Source organism: Streptomyces sp. NPDC096048, from assembly GCF_044763415.1.
In the GTDB taxonomy this organism is placed as follows: Bacteria; Actinomycetota; Actinomycetes; order Streptomycetales; family Streptomycetaceae; genus Streptomyces.
In genome coordinates this window covers 429,048-446,528 of sequence record NZ_JBIWGG010000001.1, presented here as the reverse complement: position 1 = coordinate 446,528, position 17,481 = coordinate 429,048, and the positions used below count along the sequence as shown (strand labels likewise).

The 17,481-nt window shown below is 71.3% G+C and carries 16 protein-coding genes; 3 read left to right on the top strand and 13 right to left on the bottom strand.

Features of this window, described 5'->3' with window-relative positions; genetic code table 11:
- Positions 1-16: 16 nt before the first annotated feature.
- Complete coding sequence (locus ACIQ6R_RS02205) at positions 17-970, bottom strand: LysR family transcriptional regulator (protein ID WP_404169468.1); 954 nt, start codon at positions 968-970, stop codon at positions 17-19.
- Positions 971-1,033: 63 nt separating this feature from the next.
- Here ACIQ6R_RS02205 and ACIQ6R_RS02200 point away from each other — a divergent pair, with 63 nt between their 5' ends.
- Together ACIQ6R_RS02200 and ACIQ6R_RS02195 are read left to right on the top strand one after the other, a co-directional pair.
- A complete protein-coding gene (locus tag ACIQ6R_RS02200) occupies positions 1,034-2,386 on the top strand; it encodes an MFS transporter (protein ID WP_404218148.1) in 1,353 nt (450 codons plus the stop codon).
- A gap of 106 nt (positions 2,387-2,492) precedes the next feature.
- Entirely contained in the window at positions 2,493-3,497 is a 1,005-nt protein-coding gene (locus tag ACIQ6R_RS02195; RefSeq protein ID WP_404169462.1) for a sigma-70 family RNA polymerase sigma factor, read from the top strand.
- Here the strand turns inward: ACIQ6R_RS02195 and ACIQ6R_RS02190 are convergent.
- Positions 3,390-3,776: an STAS domain-containing protein gene (locus ACIQ6R_RS02190; RefSeq protein WP_404218146.1), complete on the bottom strand. Its 387-nt coding sequence runs from the start codon at positions 3,774-3,776 to the stop codon at positions 3,390-3,392. The two genes, ACIQ6R_RS02195 and ACIQ6R_RS02190, sit on opposite strands and share 108 nt — an antisense overlap.
- 129 nt (positions 3,777-3,905) lie before the next feature.
- Between ACIQ6R_RS02190 and ACIQ6R_RS02185 the strand changes: the two genes are divergently transcribed.
- Positions 3,906-4,826, top strand: a complete 921-nt coding sequence (locus ACIQ6R_RS02185; protein ID WP_404218143.1) for an AEC family transporter — start codon at positions 3,906-3,908, stop codon at positions 4,824-4,826.
- 1 nt (position 4,827) lies between these two features.
- On the opposite strand, the gene ACIQ6R_RS02180 is transcribed toward ACIQ6R_RS02185, so the two are convergent.
- The 11 genes from ACIQ6R_RS02180 to ACIQ6R_RS02130 form a co-directional block, all read right to left on the bottom strand.
- Positions 4,828-5,412 (bottom strand): Uma2 family endonuclease, encoded by a 585-nt coding sequence (locus tag ACIQ6R_RS02180; protein ID WP_404169453.1) that lies wholly within the window; start codon positions 5,410-5,412, stop codon positions 4,828-4,830.
- Positions 5,413-5,509: 97 nt separating this feature from the next.
- Entirely contained in the window at positions 5,510-6,793 is a 1,284-nt protein-coding gene (locus ACIQ6R_RS02175; protein WP_404169450.1) for a thymidine phosphorylase, read from the bottom strand.
- Positions 6,794-6,807: 14 nt separating this feature from the next.
- A complete protein-coding gene (locus tag ACIQ6R_RS02170) occupies positions 6,808-7,200 on the bottom strand; it encodes a cytidine deaminase (RefSeq protein WP_404169447.1) in 393 nt (130 codons plus the stop codon).
- Complete coding sequence (locus ACIQ6R_RS02165; protein ID WP_404169444.1) at positions 7,197-8,471, bottom strand: ABC transporter permease; 1,275 nt, start codon at positions 8,469-8,471, stop codon at positions 7,197-7,199. The genes ACIQ6R_RS02170 and ACIQ6R_RS02165 overlap by 4 nt, the downstream gene beginning before the upstream one ends.
- Positions 8,468-9,592: an ABC transporter permease gene (locus tag ACIQ6R_RS02160; protein WP_404218140.1), complete on the bottom strand. Its 1,125-nt coding sequence runs from the start codon at positions 9,590-9,592 to the stop codon at positions 8,468-8,470. Before ACIQ6R_RS02160 ends, ACIQ6R_RS02165 begins: the two co-directional genes overlap by 4 nt.
- Entirely contained in the window at positions 9,592-11,151 is a 1,560-nt protein-coding gene (locus ACIQ6R_RS02155; RefSeq protein WP_404169438.1) for an ABC transporter ATP-binding protein, read from the bottom strand. The genes ACIQ6R_RS02160 and ACIQ6R_RS02155 overlap by 1 nt, the downstream gene beginning before the upstream one ends.
- A 222-nt stretch (positions 11,152-11,373) precedes the next feature.
- Positions 11,374-12,423: a BMP family protein gene (locus ACIQ6R_RS02150; RefSeq protein WP_404169435.1), complete on the bottom strand. Its 1,050-nt coding sequence runs from the start codon at positions 12,421-12,423 to the stop codon at positions 11,374-11,376.
- Positions 12,424-12,698: 275 nt separating this feature from the next.
- Positions 12,699-13,748 (bottom strand): BMP family protein, encoded by a 1,050-nt coding sequence (locus ACIQ6R_RS02145; protein ID WP_404169432.1) that lies wholly within the window; start codon positions 13,746-13,748, stop codon positions 12,699-12,701.
- A gap of 214 nt (positions 13,749-13,962) precedes the next feature.
- Complete coding sequence (locus tag ACIQ6R_RS02140) at positions 13,963-15,198, bottom strand: M20 family metallopeptidase (RefSeq protein ID WP_404218655.1); 1,236 nt, start codon at positions 15,196-15,198, stop codon at positions 13,963-13,965.
- 239 nt (positions 15,199-15,437) lie between these two features.
- Entirely contained in the window at positions 15,438-16,499 is a 1,062-nt protein-coding gene (locus ACIQ6R_RS02135) for a hypothetical protein (protein ID WP_404169429.1), read from the bottom strand.
- 38 nt (positions 16,500-16,537) lie between these two features.
- Positions 16,538-17,476, bottom strand: a complete 939-nt coding sequence (locus ACIQ6R_RS02130) for an N-acetylneuraminate synthase family protein (protein ID WP_404218138.1) — start codon at positions 17,474-17,476, stop codon at positions 16,538-16,540.
- Between the last annotated feature and the right edge of the window lie 5 nt (positions 17,477-17,481).

Below are 17,481 nucleotides of genomic sequence, written 5' to 3'. Positions count from 1 at the left end.
TTGCGGGCGGCCGGGGTCAGGACGGGAGCAGGTGGCCCCGCCTCGACAGCAGGAACTTCTTGAACGCGGCCACCGGGGGCGTGTCCGTACGCCCCGCCAGCCAGGCCACGCCGATCTCGCGGGCCGCGCGCGGGGCCGTCACCGTCAGTTCGACCACGCCGGGGCGGGGCACGGCGGGCGGCGGCAGCAGGGCGACGCCCAGGCCCGCCGCGACCAGGCCGCGCAGCGTCTCCGCCTCCTCCCCCTCGAAGGCCACCTTGGGCCGGAAGCCGGCCTCCTTGCACAGGGCGTCGGTGATGCGGCGCAGGCCGTAGCCGGGCTCCAGGGTCACGAAGACCTCGTCGGCGGCCTCGGCGAGGCGGATGCGCCGGCGGCCGGCCAGGGAGTGGTCGGCCGGCACGACCAGGCGCAGCTTCTGCTCGTCGAGGCGGCGGGCGACCAGGTCGGGGGCGTCCGGGACCGGGGAGGTCAGGCAGAGGTCCAGCTCGCCGGCGCGCAGGCGCTCCAGCATGGCCTCGCCGTAGTTCTGGACGAGGCTGAAGCGGACGCGGGGGTGATCGGCGCGGAAGGCGTGCAGCAGCCCCGGGACGGTCTCGGCGCCCATGGTGTGCAGGAACCCGAAGGCGACCTTGCCGGTGGCCGGGTCGGCGTCCGCGCGGACCTCGTCGGCGGCGCGCTCGACCTCGGCGAGGGCGCGCTCGACGGAGCCGAGGAAGGTGCGTCCGGCGACGGTCAGCGCGAGCGTACGGCCGCGGCGGACGAACAGGTCGACACCCAGGTCCTCCTCGAGGCGGACGAGGGCGCGGGAGAGGGTCGACTGGGGGACGTTCATCTCCTGGGCGGCCCGGGTGACGTGCTCGGTGCGGGCGACCCCGGCGAAGTGCGCGAGGCGGGGCGCGAGCAGCGCGACGATGTCTTCTGTGTCACCGGACGGTGACAGACGGGCCTGTGAGCTTTGCTGATGCACCATGGGAACGATTATGGCCATTCCATGCATTGGACGGATGAGTGACGCTCTTCGTACCGTCGCAGCATGACTCCCGCCGATACCGGGGCGTCCACCACCGTGGGCGCCGCTGCATCCGTCTCCGCCCCCGACGCCCCCGCCGCGACCGGCACCGCCGACACGAGCGGCACCGCCGACACGACCGGTACCTCCGACTCGCGCATGACCCCGGGCGGTCCCGGCTACCGCCGGATGAGTCTCGCCCTCTTCCTCGCGGGCGTCGCGACCTTCGCGCTCCTGTACTCCACCCAGGCCCTGCTGCCGCTCATCTCGGGCGACATGGGCGTCACCGCGAGCGACGCGAGCTGGACGGTGGCCGCCGCGACCGGTGGCCTCGCGGTGTTCGTGCTGCCGATGAGCGCGCTGTCGGAGCGCTTCGGACGGCGTACGGTCATGACGGCGTCGCTGGCGGTCGCGGTCACCGTCGGCCTGCTGGTCCCCTTCGCCCCGTCGCTGCCGGCGCTCGTCGCGCTGCGCGCGGTGCAGGGCGCGGCACTGGCCGGACTGCCGGCCTCGGCGACGGCGTACCTGGCGGAGGAGGTCACCCCGCGTGCGCTGGTCACCGCGATCGGCCTGTTCGTCGCGGGCAACAGCGTGGGCGGGATGAGCGGCCGGGTGATCACCGGCTGGGTGGCCCAGGAGTGGGGCTGGCGGATCGCCGTCGGCGTGATCGGTGCCGTGGCGGTGGCGTGCGCGGTCGCCTTCCGGCTGCTGCTGCCGGCGCCGAAGCACTTCACGCCGGGCTCCCTGCGCCCGCGCGTCCTTGTCCGCACGGTCCGCGACCACCTCGCCGACCCGCTGCTGCGCCGCCTGTACGCGATCGGCGCGCTGTTCATGACGGTGTTCGGCGGCGTCTACACGGTGATCGGCTACCGCCTGGCGGAGGCGCCGTTCTCCCTGCCGCAGGGTCTCATCGGCTCGATCTTCCTGGTCTACCTGGTCGGCACGGTCTCGGCGTCGACGGCCGGCCGCCTGGTGGGCCGCCTGGGCCGCCGCGGGGCGCTCTACCTGGGCGGCGGTACGACGGCGGCGGGCCTGCTGTTGTCCCTCGCCCCCTCCCTGCCCCTGGTCCTGCTGGGCCTGGTGCTGATCACGGCGGGCTTCTTCGCCGGGCACGCCGTGGCGTCGTCGGCGGTCGGCAAGACGGCCACGCACGGCCGCGCCCAGGCCTCGGCGCTGTACCAGTCCGCCTACTACGTCGGCTCCAGCGCGGGCAGCACGGTCGGCGCGGTGGCCTTCCACTCCGGCGGCTGGGCGGGAACGGTCGGCGTCGGGCTGCTGGCGGTGCTGGGCGTCGTGGCGATCACGGCGCTCGGTTCCCTCGCGGCGCGCCGACAGGCCTCGGCCGCTCCGGTGCGGGCCTTGAGCGCACTCCGCTGACCTGCGCCTTTCTCGACTGCACAGGCCATTGTCAGTCCCCTGCGGTAGCTTCCGAAGTGCGAGGCGCGAAGACGCGCACGAAGGACGCCACAGGGGTGGGTGGACGATGACCAACGGCACCGTGACGACGGAGCTGGACTCCGCGCTGGACAAGCACCGGGTCGAGCTGACGGGGTACTGCTACCGGATGCTCGGCTCCTCCTTCGAGGCCGAGGACGCGGTCCAGGACACCCTGGTCCGCGCCTGGCGGAGCTACGACAAGTTCGAGGGGCGCTCCAGCCTCCGTTCCTGGCTCTACCGCATCGCGACCAACGTCTGCCTGGACATGCTGACCGCGGGCAACAAGCGGGCCCGCCCGATGGACCTGACGGACTCGACACCGCTCGCCCAGGCCGCCCTGTCCCCCCGCCCGGACCACACCTGGCTGGAACCGATGCCGGACGCCCGCGTACTGCCCTCGACCGCCGACCCGGCCGAGGCCGCGGTCGCCAAGGAGTCCGTGCGGCTCGCCTTCATGGCCGCCCTCCAGCAGCTGCCGCCCAAGCAGCGGGCGGTGCTGATCCTGCGCGAGGTGCTGGCCTGGAAGGCGAGCGAGGTCGCCGAGCTGCTCGGCACCTCGGTCGCCTCCGTCAACAGCGCCCTGCAGCGCGCCCGCGCGACCCTCGCCGAGCGGGCGGACCAGGGGGACGGCGCGGCGGTGTCCGACCCCCTGGACGAGGAGCAGCAGAAGCTCCTGGACCGCTATGTCGCGGCCTTCGAGGGCTACGACATGACGGCGCTGACGGCGCTGCTGCACGAGGACGCCGTCATGACGATGCCGCCGTTCGACCTGTGGCTGTCGGGTTCGGCGGACATCACCGGCTTCATGACGACCCTCGGCGCCGCGTGCGCGAACTCGCGGCTGGTGCCGGTCGAGGCCAACGGGCTGCCGGCCTTCGCGCACTACAAGCCGGACGAGGAGGCGGGCGGCTTCGCACCGTGGGCGGTCCAGGTGCTGGAGATCTCAGACGGCCGCATCACCGGGTTCCACTGTTTCCTGGACACCAAGCGGTGGTTCCCGCTGTTCGACCTGCCGCTCCGTCTCGAAGCGGAGACCGACGAGGTCCAGTAGTCCGCGCAGGGCGGGGTCGGGGTCGCGCAGCCGGATCCGGCCCCCGGCCCGCCGGGCGGTGAGCTCCAGGCGGGCCAGCAGGTCGACGACGGCGAGCCCCGGCGGTCCCAGCCCGCCGACGTCGCAGACGACCACCCCGGCCCGGGTGCTTTCCATCAGCGCGCGCACCTCGTCGCAGAGCCGGGGTACCTCCCCTCGGGAGACAGGCCCCGGCAGCACGAGTACGGCGGGTGTCACGGCGTCCACGTGCGGTAGACCGGGGGCGGGCCGGGAACTCATCGGTGCCCGCGATCAGAGATCACATTGACGTGCGCACACCCTCCCCCGGAGGGTGTGCCGTGTGCCCCACATATCTCCCCCCGCCGTCGTGCCGTCCGATCTCCCGCTCCGGGCCGAGGGGACGTCGCCGTGCAGGGGGTGCTGACCGGCTTCGCGGTCATCGCGGTCGTCATCGGCGTGGGCTATGTGCTGGGGCTGCGGGGCCATCTCGGCCCACAGGGCCGCGAGGTACTGACCAAGCTCGCCTTTCACGTCGCGTCCCCGGCCCTGCTGTTCACGACCCTCGCGACGGCCGACCTGTCGGTGGTCTTCTCCAGCCGGCTGCTGGTCACGGCGCTGTCGACGGTGGCGGTGGCGGGGGTCTTCGTCACGGTGGGTGTCGTACGGGGCTGGGGCGTGGGCCGCACGACGATCGGCGCGCTGTGCTCCGGCTACGTGAACGCCGGCAACCTCGGCATCCCGATCGCCGTGTACGTCCTGGGCGACGCCTCGCTGGTGGCGCCGGTGCTGCTGTTCCAGCTGGTGCTGGTGACGCCGGTGGCGGTGACGATCCTGGACCTGTCGGGCGGGGACGGGAGGGTTCCCCTGTGGCGGGTGCCGCTGACGCCGCTGCGCAATCCGATAGCGCTGGGCTCGCTCGCCGGGGTCGCGGTCGCCGCGAGTGGCGTTCGGGTGCCGGACCCGGTCATGGACCCGGTGACCCTGATCGGCAACATGTCCGTCCCGGCGGTCCTGCTGGCCTTCGGCATCTCCCTGTGCGGCTCCACGATGCCCCTGCGGGGTGCGGAGCGGCAGCCGGTGCTGCTCGCCGTGGCGTTGAAGGCGGTGGGGCAGCCGGCGGTCGCCTGGGCGCTGGCTTCCGGGGTGTTCGGCCTGCGCGGCGCGCAACTGCTCGACGTGGTGGTGACGTCGGCGCTGCCCGCGGCACAGAACCTGTACACGTACGCGTCGACCTACGGGGTGGGCGAGCGGCTGGCGCGGGACGCGATTCTCGTGTCGACGGTGGTTTCGGTGCCGGTGCTGGTGGGGGTGGCGGCGGTGTTGGGGTGAGTCAGGTCTCGGGGAACTCGCCGGTGTCGATGGTCAGGTCGAAGGGGGCAGGGAGTGAGAGGGGATCGCCGAACTTGGCGGCGCTCAGCACCCGGTAGACGTCGCCCTTCGGTTCACCGTAGAGCGTCGCGGTGGGCCCGCCGGGGGCCCAGCGGTCGACGAGGAGGTAGAGCGGGATACCGGCCGTGGCGTAGGCGGCGGGCTTGCTGATGCGGTCGTGGCGAGCGTTGGACTTGGAGGTGACCTCGACGACGAGTTCCGCGAGGGCGGCGGGGATGTGGGTGTCGGACTCGGTGTGGTCCGGCAACTGTGCTACCACAAGGTCCGGGATGAGCATTCCAAGGCGGGACGGAACGGCGATCGCCAGTGTCTGGAAGACTTCCCAGTCCTCGGGAATCACCGAGTACAAGCGACGGTGGATGCGCGCGGCGATGACGTTGTGAGGCAGCCCCGGAGCAGGTGACACGGTGATGATCCCCTCGATGATCTCCACCTTGCTGCCCTCGGGCCATTCCATCTCCTCCCAGAACCGGACGAGGTCGTCCCAGTTCTGGTCGGGCTCCTGGCTCACGGTGAGTGCGCTCATGGCGGTTCTCCTATCGGTGCGTCACCGATCCCCAGCATGCCGAACGGGACCGGTGGAGGTCCACCGGTCCCGTTCACCCGATCGAGGAACTCTCTGATCAGGCGATACGCTCCAGCACCACCGGCGACGCCGTGAAGGCCGTGCCCGCCGGGGCGACGTCGTAGGAACCCTCCACCGCCGCGAGGGCGTACTCGAAGCGGTCCGGGGTGTCCGTGTGCAGGGTCAGGAGGGGCTGGCCCTCGGTGACCGTGTCGCCGGGCCTGGCGTGCAGCTCGACGCCCGCACCCGCCTGCACCGGGTCCTCCTTGCGGGCGCGGCCCGCGCCCAGGCGCCAGGCGGCGACGCCGATGTCGTAGGCGTCGAGGCGGGTGAGGACGCCGGAGGCGCCCGCCTTCACCACGTGCTGCTCCTTCGACGTGGGCAGGGCCGCGTCCGGGTCGCCGCCCTGGGCCGCGATCATGCGGCGCCAGACGTCCATCGCGGAGCCGTCGGCGAGGGCCTTCGCCGGGTCGGCGTCCTTCAGGCCCGCCGCGTCGAGCATTTCGCGGGCCAGGGCGAGGGTCAGCTCGACCACGTCGGACGGGCCGCCGCCCGCCAGTACCTCGACCGACTCGCGGACCTCCAGGGCGTTGCCCGCGGTGCGGCCGAGCGGGGTGGCCATGTCCGTGAGCAGGGCGACCGTCCTGACGCCGTGGTCGGTGCCGAGGCCGACCATCGTGGACGCCAGTTCGCGGGCGTCGTCCAGCGTCTTCATGAAGGCGCCCGAGCCCACCTTCACGTCCAGGACCAGGGAGCCGGTGCCCTCCGCGATCTTCTTGGACATGATGGAGGAGGCGATGAGCGGGATCGCCTCGACCGTGCCGGTGACGTCCCGGAGGGCGTACAGCTTCTTGTCGGCCGGGGCGAGGCCGTCGCCCGCCGCGCAGATCACCGCGCCGGTGCCGTCCAGGACGCTCAGCATCTCCTCGTTGGAGAGGAGGGCGCGCCAGCCGGGGATGGACTCCAGCTTGTCCAGGGTGCCGCCGGTGTGGCCGAGGCCGCGGCCGGAGAGCTGCGGGACGGCCGCGCCGCAGGCCGCCACCAGGGGCGCCAGCGGCAGGGTGATCTTGTCGCCGACGCCGCCCGTGGAGTGCTTGTCGGCGGTCGGGCGGGACAGGGACGAGAAGTCCATGCGCTCGCCGGAGGCGATCATCGCGGCCGTCCAGCGGGCGATCTCGCCGCGGTTCATGCCGTTGAGCAGGATCGCCATCGCGAGCGAGGACATCTGCTCGTCGGCCACCTCGCCGCGCGTGTACGCGTCGATGACCCAGTCGATCTGCTCGGCACTGAGTTCGCCGCGGTCCCGCTTGGTGCGGATGACGGAGATGACGTCCATGGCCATGAAGGCTCGCTTCCTTACGTGGTGAGGTGGTCGGGGCCGAAGGCCTGCGGGAGCATCTCCGAGAGGGGGACGATCCCCGCCGGGGTCTCCAGCAGCAGCTCCGGGCCGCCGAACTCGTACAGCAGCTGCCGGCAGCGGCCGCACGGCACGAGGATCTCGCCGTGGCCGTCGACGCAGACGAAGTGCGTCAGCCGGCCGCCGCCGGTGAGCTGGAGCTGGGAGACGAGCCCGCACTCGGCGCACAGGCCGATGCCGTAGCTGGCGTTCTCCACGTTGCAGCCGGCGACGGTGCGGCCGTCGTCGACCAGGGCGGCGGCGCCGACGGCGTACCCGGAGTACGGGGCGTAGGCGCGGCCCATCGCCTCGCGGGCCGCCGTGCGCAGCGCGCCCCAGTCGACGTCGGTCATTTGCCCTGTCCCTTCCGGTACTGCATGCCGTTCGCCTTCGGCATCCGCAGCCGCTGCGCGGACAGTGCGAGGACGACGAGGGTGATGACGTACGGCGTGGCGGAGACGACCTGGTTGGGGACGTCGTCGGTGGTGGCGTACCAGGCGAAGACCAGAGCGCCGATCACCACGGTGATCGCGGCCTTGACGTACTTCTTGCGGATCGCCAGCCAGATGGCGCCGGCGACCAGCAGCAGCGCGCCGAGCAGCAGCAGGGCGTGCACGTTGGCGGAGCCGCCGCGCAGGTTGAGGCTGTCGGTGTAGCCGAAGAGGCCGGCGCCGATGGCGAGGCCGCCCGGCATCCAGTTGCCGAAGATCATCGCGGCGAGGCCGATGTAGCCGCGGCCACTGGTCTGGCCCTCCAGGTAGAAGGGGTTGGCCACGATGGAGAGGAAGACGCCGCCGAGGCCGGCCAGGCCGCCGGAGATGATCACGGCGAGGTACTTGTACTTGTAGACGTTGACGCCGAGGGACTCGGCCGCGATCGGGTTCTCGCCGCAGGAGCGCAGGCGGAGGCCGAACGGGGTGCGCCACAGGATGTACCAGCTGGCGGGGATGAGGGCGACGGCGATCAGGGTGAGCCAGGAGACGTCGGTGACCAGGCCGCCGAGCAGGCCGGCGATGTCCGAGACGAAGAACCAGTGCCGGTCGTTGAGGCTCTCCAGGGCGTCGGAGAGCCCCGGCACCGAGAAGTGGCCCAGTGAGTCGACCGGCGGGGACTGCTTGGCGGAGCCGCCCTGGTGGCCCTCGAAGGCGAGCGGGGCGAGGTAGCGGGTGGCGCCGAGGGCGAGGATGTTGATGGCCACGCCGGAGACGATGTGGTTGACGTTGAAGGTGATCGTCACGATCGCGTGCAGCAGGCCGCCGAGCGCGCCGCCGACGATGCCCATCAGGACACCGGTCCACGGGCCCCACTGGAAGCCGGCCCAGGCCCCGAACCAGGTGCCGAGGATCAGCATGCCCTCAAGGCCGATGTTGATGACGCCCGCGCGCTCCGCCCACAGGCCGCCGAGACCGGCGAGGCCGATCGGCACGGCGAGCTGGAGGGCGGTGGACATCTGGCTGACGTTGGTGATGCCGTTGGCGCCGGTGATCAGGCGGACGATGGAGGTCAGTGCCAGGGCACCGGCGATGATCAGCAGCAGGACGGGCAGCGAGATCCGGCGGCCGGTCGGCCCCGCGTGTTGCAGCGAGGGCTGGTTGACATCGGTCGCTGAGGTCGGGGCGGTCATCGGCCAGCCACCTCCTTCTTGGTGTTGTCGGTGGCGCCGAGGACGTGACCGGCGGCCAGCTCCGCGCCGACGCGGCGCTGCTGGCGGCGCAGGCCCCACTCGCGGACGGCCTCGTAGGAGACGACGACGGAGAGGACGATCAGGCCCTGCATGATGACCGCGATCTCCTTGTCGTAGCCGTGGAAGTCCAGCTCGGGCGAGGCCTTGTCGAGCCAGGCCCACAGAAGGGCGGCGAAGGCGATGCCGACCGGGCTGTTGCGGCCGAGGAGGGCGATGCCGATGCCGAGGAAGCCGATGCCGGTGGGGAAGTTGAGGCTGTAGGTGTGGGTGTCGCCGAGCAGGATGGGCAGGCCCGCGAGTCCGGCGAGGCCGCCGGAGAGGAGCATCGCGGTGAGCACCATGCGCTTGGGGTTGACGCCGCTGGCCGCGGCGGCGGACTCGGAGGCGCCGGAGGCGCGCAGGTCGAAGCCGAAGCGGGTGCGGTTGAGGACGATCCAGTAGCCGATGCCGAGCAGCACGGCGAGGACGACCAGGCCGTAGATCTCGCCGGCCGCGCCCATGTCGATGCCGGGGACCCAGCCGGACTCGTGCATCTCGCCGGTGGTGTTGTTGTTGCCGATCTTGACGCCGAAGACGTCCGGCAGCCACAGGTAGCCGATGACGGAGGTGGCGATGGCGTTCAGCATGATCGTCGCGACGACCTCGCTGACGCCTCGGGTCACCTTGAGGACACCGGCGATGCCGGACCAGAAGGCGCCGGTGAGGACGGCGGTGAGGAGGAGCAGCGGGATCTGGAGGGCGGCCGGGAGGCTGGCGTGGGCGCCGACGATCGCGGCCATCATGGCGGCGAGCTGGTACTGGCCGTCGACGCCGATGTTGAACAGGTTCATCCGGAAGCCGATGGCCACCGCCAGGGCCGCGATGTAGTACATCGACGCCTGGTTGATGATCAGGACCTGGATGTCGGAGAATCCGGCCTGCTCGAACATCAGGGCGAACGGTTCGACCGGGTTCTTGCCCGAGGCGATCAGGACGATCGCGCTCAGCGCGAAGGCCACGGCGAGCGCGATGACCGGACCGGCCACCGCGAGGAGCACGCGCTCCTTGTCGAACTTCTTCATCAGCGGGCCTCGTCTTCCGCACCCTGGCCGCCGTCGGCCGGGGTCTCTTCGTGTTCGAGGTGTCCGGAGGCGGCGCCGGTCATCGCCGAGCCCAGCTCCTCGGGGGTGATGGTGGCCGGGTCGGCGTCGGCGACCAGCCTGCCGTCGTAGATCACCCGGAGGGTGTCGGACAGGCCGATCAGCTCGTCCAGGTCGGCGGAGATCAGCAGGACGGCGAGTCCCTCGCGGCGCGCCTCGCGGATGTGGTCCCAGATCGCGGCCTGCGCGCCGACGTCCACACCGCGGGTGGGGTGGGCGGCGATCAGGAAGCGCGGCTTGTGGCTCATCTCGCGGCCGACGATCAGCTTCTGCTGGTTGCCGCCGGACAGGGACGCGGCTGTGACGTCGATGCCGGGGGTGCGGACGTCGTACGTCTCGACGATGCGCCGGGTGTCCTCCTGGGAGCCCTTCGGGTTCAGCCAGACGCCCTTGCTGTTGGGCTTCTCGGTGACGTGGCCGAGGATGCGGTTCTCCCAGAGGGGGGACTCCAGGAGCAGGCCGTGGCGGTGGCGGTCCTCGGGGATGTAGCCGACGCCCTGCTCGCGGCGCTTGCGGGTGGGCAGCGCGGTGATGTCCTCGTCGAGGAAGCGGATGGTGCCGGAGTCGGCGTGCCGCAGGCCGATGAGCGCGTCGACCAGCTCGGTCTGGCCGTTGCCCTCCACACCGGCGATGCCCAGCACCTCACCGGCGTGGATGGTGAAGGAGATGTCGTCGAGCAGGGCCTTGCCGCCCGGGGCCGCGAGGCGCAGCGTGTCGACGGTGATGACCGGGCGGTCGGTGACCGTGGACTCGGCGGTCTCCGGGGTGGGCAGCTCGCTGCCGACCATCAGCTCGGCGAGCTGACGCGGCGTCGTCTCGGCGGGGACGGCCGTACCGACCGTCGTGCCGCGGCGGATGACGGTGATCTCGTCGGCGACGGAGAGCACCTCGCCCAGCTTGTGGGAGATGAAGATGACGGAGAGGCCCTCGGCCTTCAGCTCGCGCAGGTTGTCGAAGAGGGCGTCGACCTCCTGCGGCACCAGGACGGCGGTCGGCTCGTCCAGGATCAGCGTGCGGGCGCCTCGGTAGAGGACCTTGAGGATCTCCACGCGCTGGCGGGCGGCGACGCCGAGCTCCTCGACCAGGACGTCGGGGCGCACGCCGAGGCCGTACCGCTCGGAGATCTCCTTGATCTTCCGGCGGGCCTTGGCGCCGATGCCGTACAGCTTCTCGCTGCCGAGCACCACGTTCTCGAGGACCGTGAGGTTGTCGGCGAGCATGAAGTGCTGGTGGACCATGCCGATGCCGCGGGCGATGGCGTCGGCGGGCGAGGAGAAGGCCACCTGCTCGCCGTCGATCGCGATGGTGCCCTCGTCCGGCTTCTGCATGCCGTAGAGGATCTTCATCAGCGTCGACTTGCCGGCGCCGTTCTCGCCGACGAGGGCGTGGACGGTGCCCTTGCGGACGGTCAGGTGGATGTCGTGGTTGGCCACGACACCCGGGAATCGCTTGGTGATCCCGGCGAGTTCGACGGCGGTCACCGATTCGTTGACCGCCGCTCCGGCCGGAGGGCTGCTGGACGCGTTGATGACGCACTCTCCTGGGGACGGGGGCCGTCTACGCGCGTAGCGCCCCTACGGCATCTAAAGCGGCGGCGGCACATCGACACGACGGGGTACGAGGAGGACTCGGAGGCGTCCTCCCCGTACCCCGTCGAGCGGTGCGACCACCGCGGTTACACGCTGTTCGAGGTGTTGCTCGGCTCAGCTGCTCTTGACCTTGATCTCGCCGCTGATGATCTTCTCCTTGGCCGTCTTGATGGCTGCCTGGAGCTCGGCGTCGTCCGCGAACTTCGGGTTGGAGTCCGAAAGGCCGACCTCACCGGACTTCAGATCGCCCCTGACGATACCGGTCTCCGGCTTGCCGTCCTCGACCGACTTCGCGAGGTTGTACACCGCCTTGGCGACGTCCTTCGTGGCCGAGGTCAGGATGGAGTCCTTGTACTTCGCGAGGGCTTCCTGCTTGTACTGGTCGGAGTCGACGCCGATCGCCCACACCTTGTTGGCGGCGGCGGCCTCGATGACACCCTGACCCGAGAGACCGGCCGCCGCGTAGACGACGTCGGCCTTCTTCTCGATCTGGCCCTCGGCGGCGGTCTTGCCCTTGTCGGGGCTGGAGAAGCCGCCCTCCTCCGCGGTCTGCGTCAGGTACTGCGAGATGACCTTGATCTTCGGGTCGGTGTCCTTGACGCCCTGCTCGTAGCCGGCCTGGAACTTGTGGATCAGCGGGATGTCCACGCCGCCCACGAAGCCGACCGTGTTGGTCTTGGTGCTCTTGGCGGCGGCGACACCGGCGAGGTAGGACGCCTGCTCCTCGTTGAAGACCAGGTCGGCCACGTTCTTCGCCTCGATCGTGGCGTCGTCCACGATGCCGAAGGTGGTGTCCGGGTACTTCTCGGCGGCGCTCTTCAGCGCGGCGGCGTACGCGTAGCCGACGCCGACGACCGGGTTGTAGCCCTGCTTGGCCAGCGAGACCAGGCGCTGCTCCTTGTCGGCGTTGGTCTCGCCGTCGGTGGGCTCGATGTCGGCCGTCTCGTAGCCGAACTCCTTCTTCGCCTGCTCCAGGCCCGCGTACGCGGCGTCGTTGAAGGACTGGTCGCCCTTGCCGCCGACGTCGTACGCGATGGCGAGGCCCTTGTCCCCCTTGGACTCCGACGACCCGGAGGAGGTCGAGGTACCACCGCAGGCGGAGAGGGCGAGGGCCAGGGAGGCGGTCGCTGCGCCTGCGACCGTGATCCGGGAAATCCGGCGCATGTCTGGTGCTCCTGTCGTACAAGCGCCGGGGACGGTTCGAGTACGGCGCTGGCTTCGCCGCAGATTAACGCGCGTAGACCTGCCTGAAAACCCCTTCTGTCCTTCTTGTTATCCGCCCGTGAACAAGGCGCGGTGCGCGAGTGCCCGAGGCTTGCCGGACGCGAACGGAGGGTGGCGGAGGGTGACGCCGTGGCGGCCGGTCGCGGACACGCCGAAGCGGGCGGGCACCTCCGGGCGCCCGCCCGCTTCATCCGGTTCTGTGCGGTGCCGCCGGACTACTCCGTCCTGACCTCGATGGCGCCGGAGATGATGCCCTCCTTGGCCTTGGCCACCGCGTCCGTCAGGCCCGGGACCTCGGCGTACTTCGGGTTGGCGTCGGACAGGCCCACGCCGTCGGACTCGAGGTCGAAGGTCTGGGTGCCGGTCAGCGGCTTGCCGTCCTCGACCGACTTGGCCAGGGCGAACACCGCGCCGTCGATGTCCTTGAGGGCGGAGGTCAGGATGTAGTCCTTGTACGCCGCGAGCGCTTCCTGCTTGTACTGGTCGGAGTCGACGCCGATCGCCCAGACCTTCGCCTTCGCGGCGGCCTCGATCACGCCCTGGCCGGAGAGACCGGCCGCCTGGTAGACGACGTCGGCCTTCTTCTCGATCTGGCCCTCGGCGGCGGCGCGGCCCTTGTCCGGGCTGGAGAAGCCGCCCTCCTCCGCGGTCTGCGTCAGGTACTGCGAGATGACCTTGACCTTGGGGTCGGTGTCCTTGACGCCCTGCTCGTAGCCGGCCTCGAACTTGTGGATCAGCGGTACGTCCACGCCGCCCACGAAGCCGACCGTGCCGGTCTTGGTGGCCTTGGCCGCGGCGACGCCGGCGAGGTAGGAGGCCTCGTTCTCGGCGAAGACGAGGGACGCGACGTTCTCGCCCTCGACCACGGAGTCCACGATGCCGAAGGTGGTGTCCGGGTACTTCGAGGCGATGGCCTTCATCGCCGGGCCGTAGGCGAAGCCGACACCGATGACCGGGTTGTAGCCCTGCTTGGCCAGCGAGGCGAGGCGCTGTTCCTTGTCGGCGTCGGTCTCGCCCTCGGTGGGCTCGATGTCGGCCGTCTTGTAGCCGAACTCCTTCTGGGCCCGCTCCAGCCCGGCGTACGCGGCGTCGTTGAAGGACTGGTCGCCCTTGCCACCGATGTCGTAGGCGATGGCGAGGCCCTTGTCGTCCTTGCCCTCGTCGCCGCTGTCGCTCTCGCCGCTGGTGCCGCCGCAGGCCGTGGCGGCGAGTGCGAGCGACGCGACCCCCACCGCGGCACGGGTCAGTCTGGATATCCGACGCATCTGAAGTTCCCCATTCTCCAAAGCCCCTCAGCGGGCGCTCGGTTCGGCGCACAGTAACGCGCGTAGAAACTCCTGGGAACGGGGTTCCGGGGGGCCGTTACCCATTCGTGCCGCGGGGTGTCCGGGGCATGCCGCGCGGCCTCGTGCGCTTGTGCACCAGGCTGCCCCCGGCCCGCCGCGGCCGCAACCGCGGCGGGGCCGGGCCCGCCCCGCGCTACACCGCGTCGATCAGCGCCGCCGCGGTGAACATCTCCACGCCGACGGTGATGGCGTGCTCGTCCACGTCGAAGTCGCCCTGGTGCAGGTCGCGGACCGTGCGCTCGCCGGGCGGGCGGACGCCGAGGCGGGCCATGGCGCCGGGCACGTGCTCCAGGTACCAGGAGAAGTCCTCGCCGCCGAGGCTCTGCTCGGTGGTCTCGACGGAGTCCGTGCCGCGCCGGGCGACCATGGCGGCCTGGAGCAGCTCGGTGCTGGTGACCTCGTTGACGACCGGGGGCACCCCGCGGACGTAGGTGATCTCGGACTTGGCGCGGTACAGGTTGGCGATCTCGTCGATGGCGCCGACCACGAGGTCGGGGGCCTGCCGCCAGGCGTCGAGGTCGAGGCAGCGCACGGTCCCCGCGAGTTCGGCGTGCTGCGGGATGACGTTCGGGGCGTGCCCGGACTCGATCCGCCCCCAGGTCAGGGCGAGCCCGCTGCGGCTGTCCACGCGCCGGGCGACGAGCGAGGGCACGTCGGTGACCACGCGGGCGGCAGCGGTGACCAGGTCGGTGGTCAGGTGCGGGCGGGCGGTGTGCCCGCCGGGGCCGTTCAGGGCGATCTCCAGCCGGTCGCAGGCGGAGGTGATGGGCCCCACCCGCAGTCCGATCCGCCCGGCGTCCACCCGGGGATCGCAGTGCACGGCGAGAATGCGGCGCACCCCGTCGAGCGCGCCGCCCTCGATGGCGTCGGCGGCGCCGCCGGGCAGCACCTCCTCCGCCGGCTGGAAGACCAGCCGCACGGGCCGGGGCAGCAGGCCCTGCCCGTGCAGGGCGGCGAGCACGAGCCCGGTGCCGAGGACGACGGTGGTGTGCACGTCGTGCCCGCAGGCGTGCGCGCGGTCGGGCACGCGGGAGTGGTACGGGCAGTCGCTCTTGGTGTCCGGGATGGGCAGCGCGTCGATGTCGGCCCGCAGGGCGAGCATGCGCGGCCCGCCCGCCCACTGTCCCGAGTCCGTGTCGGTCCCGATGTCGCAGACGAGCCCGGTTCCGACGGGAAGCACCCGCGGCTTGAGGCCGGCCCGCTCCAGCCGTTCCTTGATCGCGGCGGTGGTGCGGAACTCCTGGTTGCCCAGCTCGGGGTGCATGTGCAGGTCGCGGCGGAAGGCTACGAGCTCCGCGCGGAGCGCCTCCGGCAAGCTACCGGGGAGCAGCGCTTCCCCTGACGGATCGGCCTCGGTCTCTCGGGACATCAGTTGCTTCACCCTCTGAAGGGTAGGACGCCGGGGCGGTCAACTGTCCCACGATCAACAAAAGTTCAGCCCCTTAGGGGAAGAAAAGTTGGCCGCACGGCGCATGGCTCTCAACGGGGATGGGTACACTCACCCCTTTTTGGCCTCGGCACCCGACTCCGTTTTCCTTGCTCCCCTCACGGATACCACGGTACGGCCGAGCCACGCCGGGGGCGTCCCCCGGACGCGCCCGGGAGCACCTACCCGGCGACCGCCGACAGCCGGTGCACGTCCCGTGCCGAGCCGGTCACGCCGCTCAGGAAACCCCGGGCGCGGGGCGAGGCGTGCTGGGTGAGCCAGGCGGGGTCGATGTCGCAGACGGAGACGCGGACCTCGGTGCCGGCCAGGGCCAGCGGGAGGGTGTGGACGACGGTGGACGGGAAGCTGAGGACGGTGCGGCCGATCGGGCCCCGCCGGGCGATCAGCTCCAGGGGGAGGTCGGGGCGGACGATCTCCAGGCCCGTCTCCACGGCCAGCCGGTGGAGCTTCTCGGCGCTCTCGCGGCGGTGCGCGAAGTAGCGGGCCGCGCCGTGGGTCCTCGCCAGGCCGCGTACGGCGTCCACGTAGCGGTCGGCGTCCACGACGCCGGTCTCCACCAGGGACGTACCGACCATGTCGGCTCCCTTGGTGATGCGGGGCGGGCCGAAGCGGGAGCGGGTCCAGGCGAAGTCGTTCGCGGTGACGGTCACGCCGTCCGGGGTGTCCTCGATGGGCATGGAGGAGAAGACCGAGACCTGGCGGTCCGGGGTCGGCGTCAGTCGGTGCCGGGCGGATCTGGAGACGGGGGCGAAGAGCAGGTCGCGGGGGCCGGGGCGGCTGCCCTTGCGGTGCCAGCGCACCAGGCGTTCGCCGTGGGCCAGTTGGGTGACGAACTCCATCGTGGCCGTGCCGTCGTCGACGACGACCAGGTCGTGGGCGCGGGTGATGGTGAGGAGCAGTTGTACGTAGCGGGAGAAGGGGTCGCCCATGACGACCCGGTCCGCGTGGCGCAGGGCGGTCGTCAGTCCGCCCACCGTGCGGAAGGGGGCCGTGGCGCCGCCGCGCGCCTCCTCCCAGCGGATCTCGTGGCCCTCCTTGCGGGCCAGTTCCGCCATGCGGCGCAGCTGGCCGCGGGTCATCGGGTCCACGGGTGAGAGGACCACGAGGGTGAGCTCCGCGCCGGGTGCGCACGTGTGTGCCCACTCCAGCACGTTCAGCAGTTGTACCGGGCTCTCGACGAAGGCGAGGGTGTGGGGGCCGGCATTCCCGGCGCGGGGGCTCATCGGCTACGACCGTCCCGTGGTGAGGGCGTGGTGGGGTGTCAGACGGTGACGGGCTCGCCCGCGGCGGTGGCGATCTCCGCCTCGGCGACGACACCGGGGACGCGGCGCAGCTTCTTCATCGGGCCGAGCTCCGAGTCGTAGACCTTCTTGACGCCGTCGCCGAGGGAGGCCTCGATGGTGCGGATGTCGCGCACCAGGCGGGTCAGGCCCTGCGGCTCGACGGAGGCGGCCTGGTCGGAGCCCCACATGGCGCGGTCGAGGGTGATGTGGCGCTCGACGAAGGTGGCGCCGAGGGCGACGGCGGCGAGCGTGGTCTGCAGGCCGGTCTCGTGGCCGGAGTAGCCGATCGGGACGTTCGGGAACTCCTGCTGGAGGGTGTTGATGACGCGGAGGTTCAGCTCCTCGGCCTGCGCCGGGTACGTCGACGTGGCGTGGCACATGAGGATGTTGTCGCTGCCCAGGACCTCGACCGCGTGGCGGATCTGCTTCGGGGTCGACATGCCGGTGGAGAGGATGACCGTGCGGCCCGTCGCGCGCAGGGCGCGCAGCAGCTCGTCGTCGGTCAGGGAGGCGGAGGCGACCTTGTGGGCGGGGACGTCGAACTTCTCCAGGAAGGCGACGGCCTCGGTGTCCCACGGGGAGGCGAACCAGTCGATGTTCCTGGTCTTGCAGTACTCGTCGATCTGGCGGTACTCGTCCTCGCCGAACTCCACGCGGTGGCGGTAGTCGATGTACGTCATCCGGCCCCAGGGGGTGTCGCGCTCGATGTCCCACTGGTCGCGCGGGGTGCAGATCTCGGGGGTGCGCTTCTGGAACTTGACCGCGTCGCAGCCGGCCTCGGCGGCGGCGTCGATCAGCTTGAACGCGTTCTCCAGCTCACCGTTGTGGTTGATGCCGATCTCGCCGGTGATGTAGACGGGGCGGCCGGAGCCGGCCTCGCGGGAACCGAAGGCGCGGATGCGGGAGTTGGTGCTCATGGCAG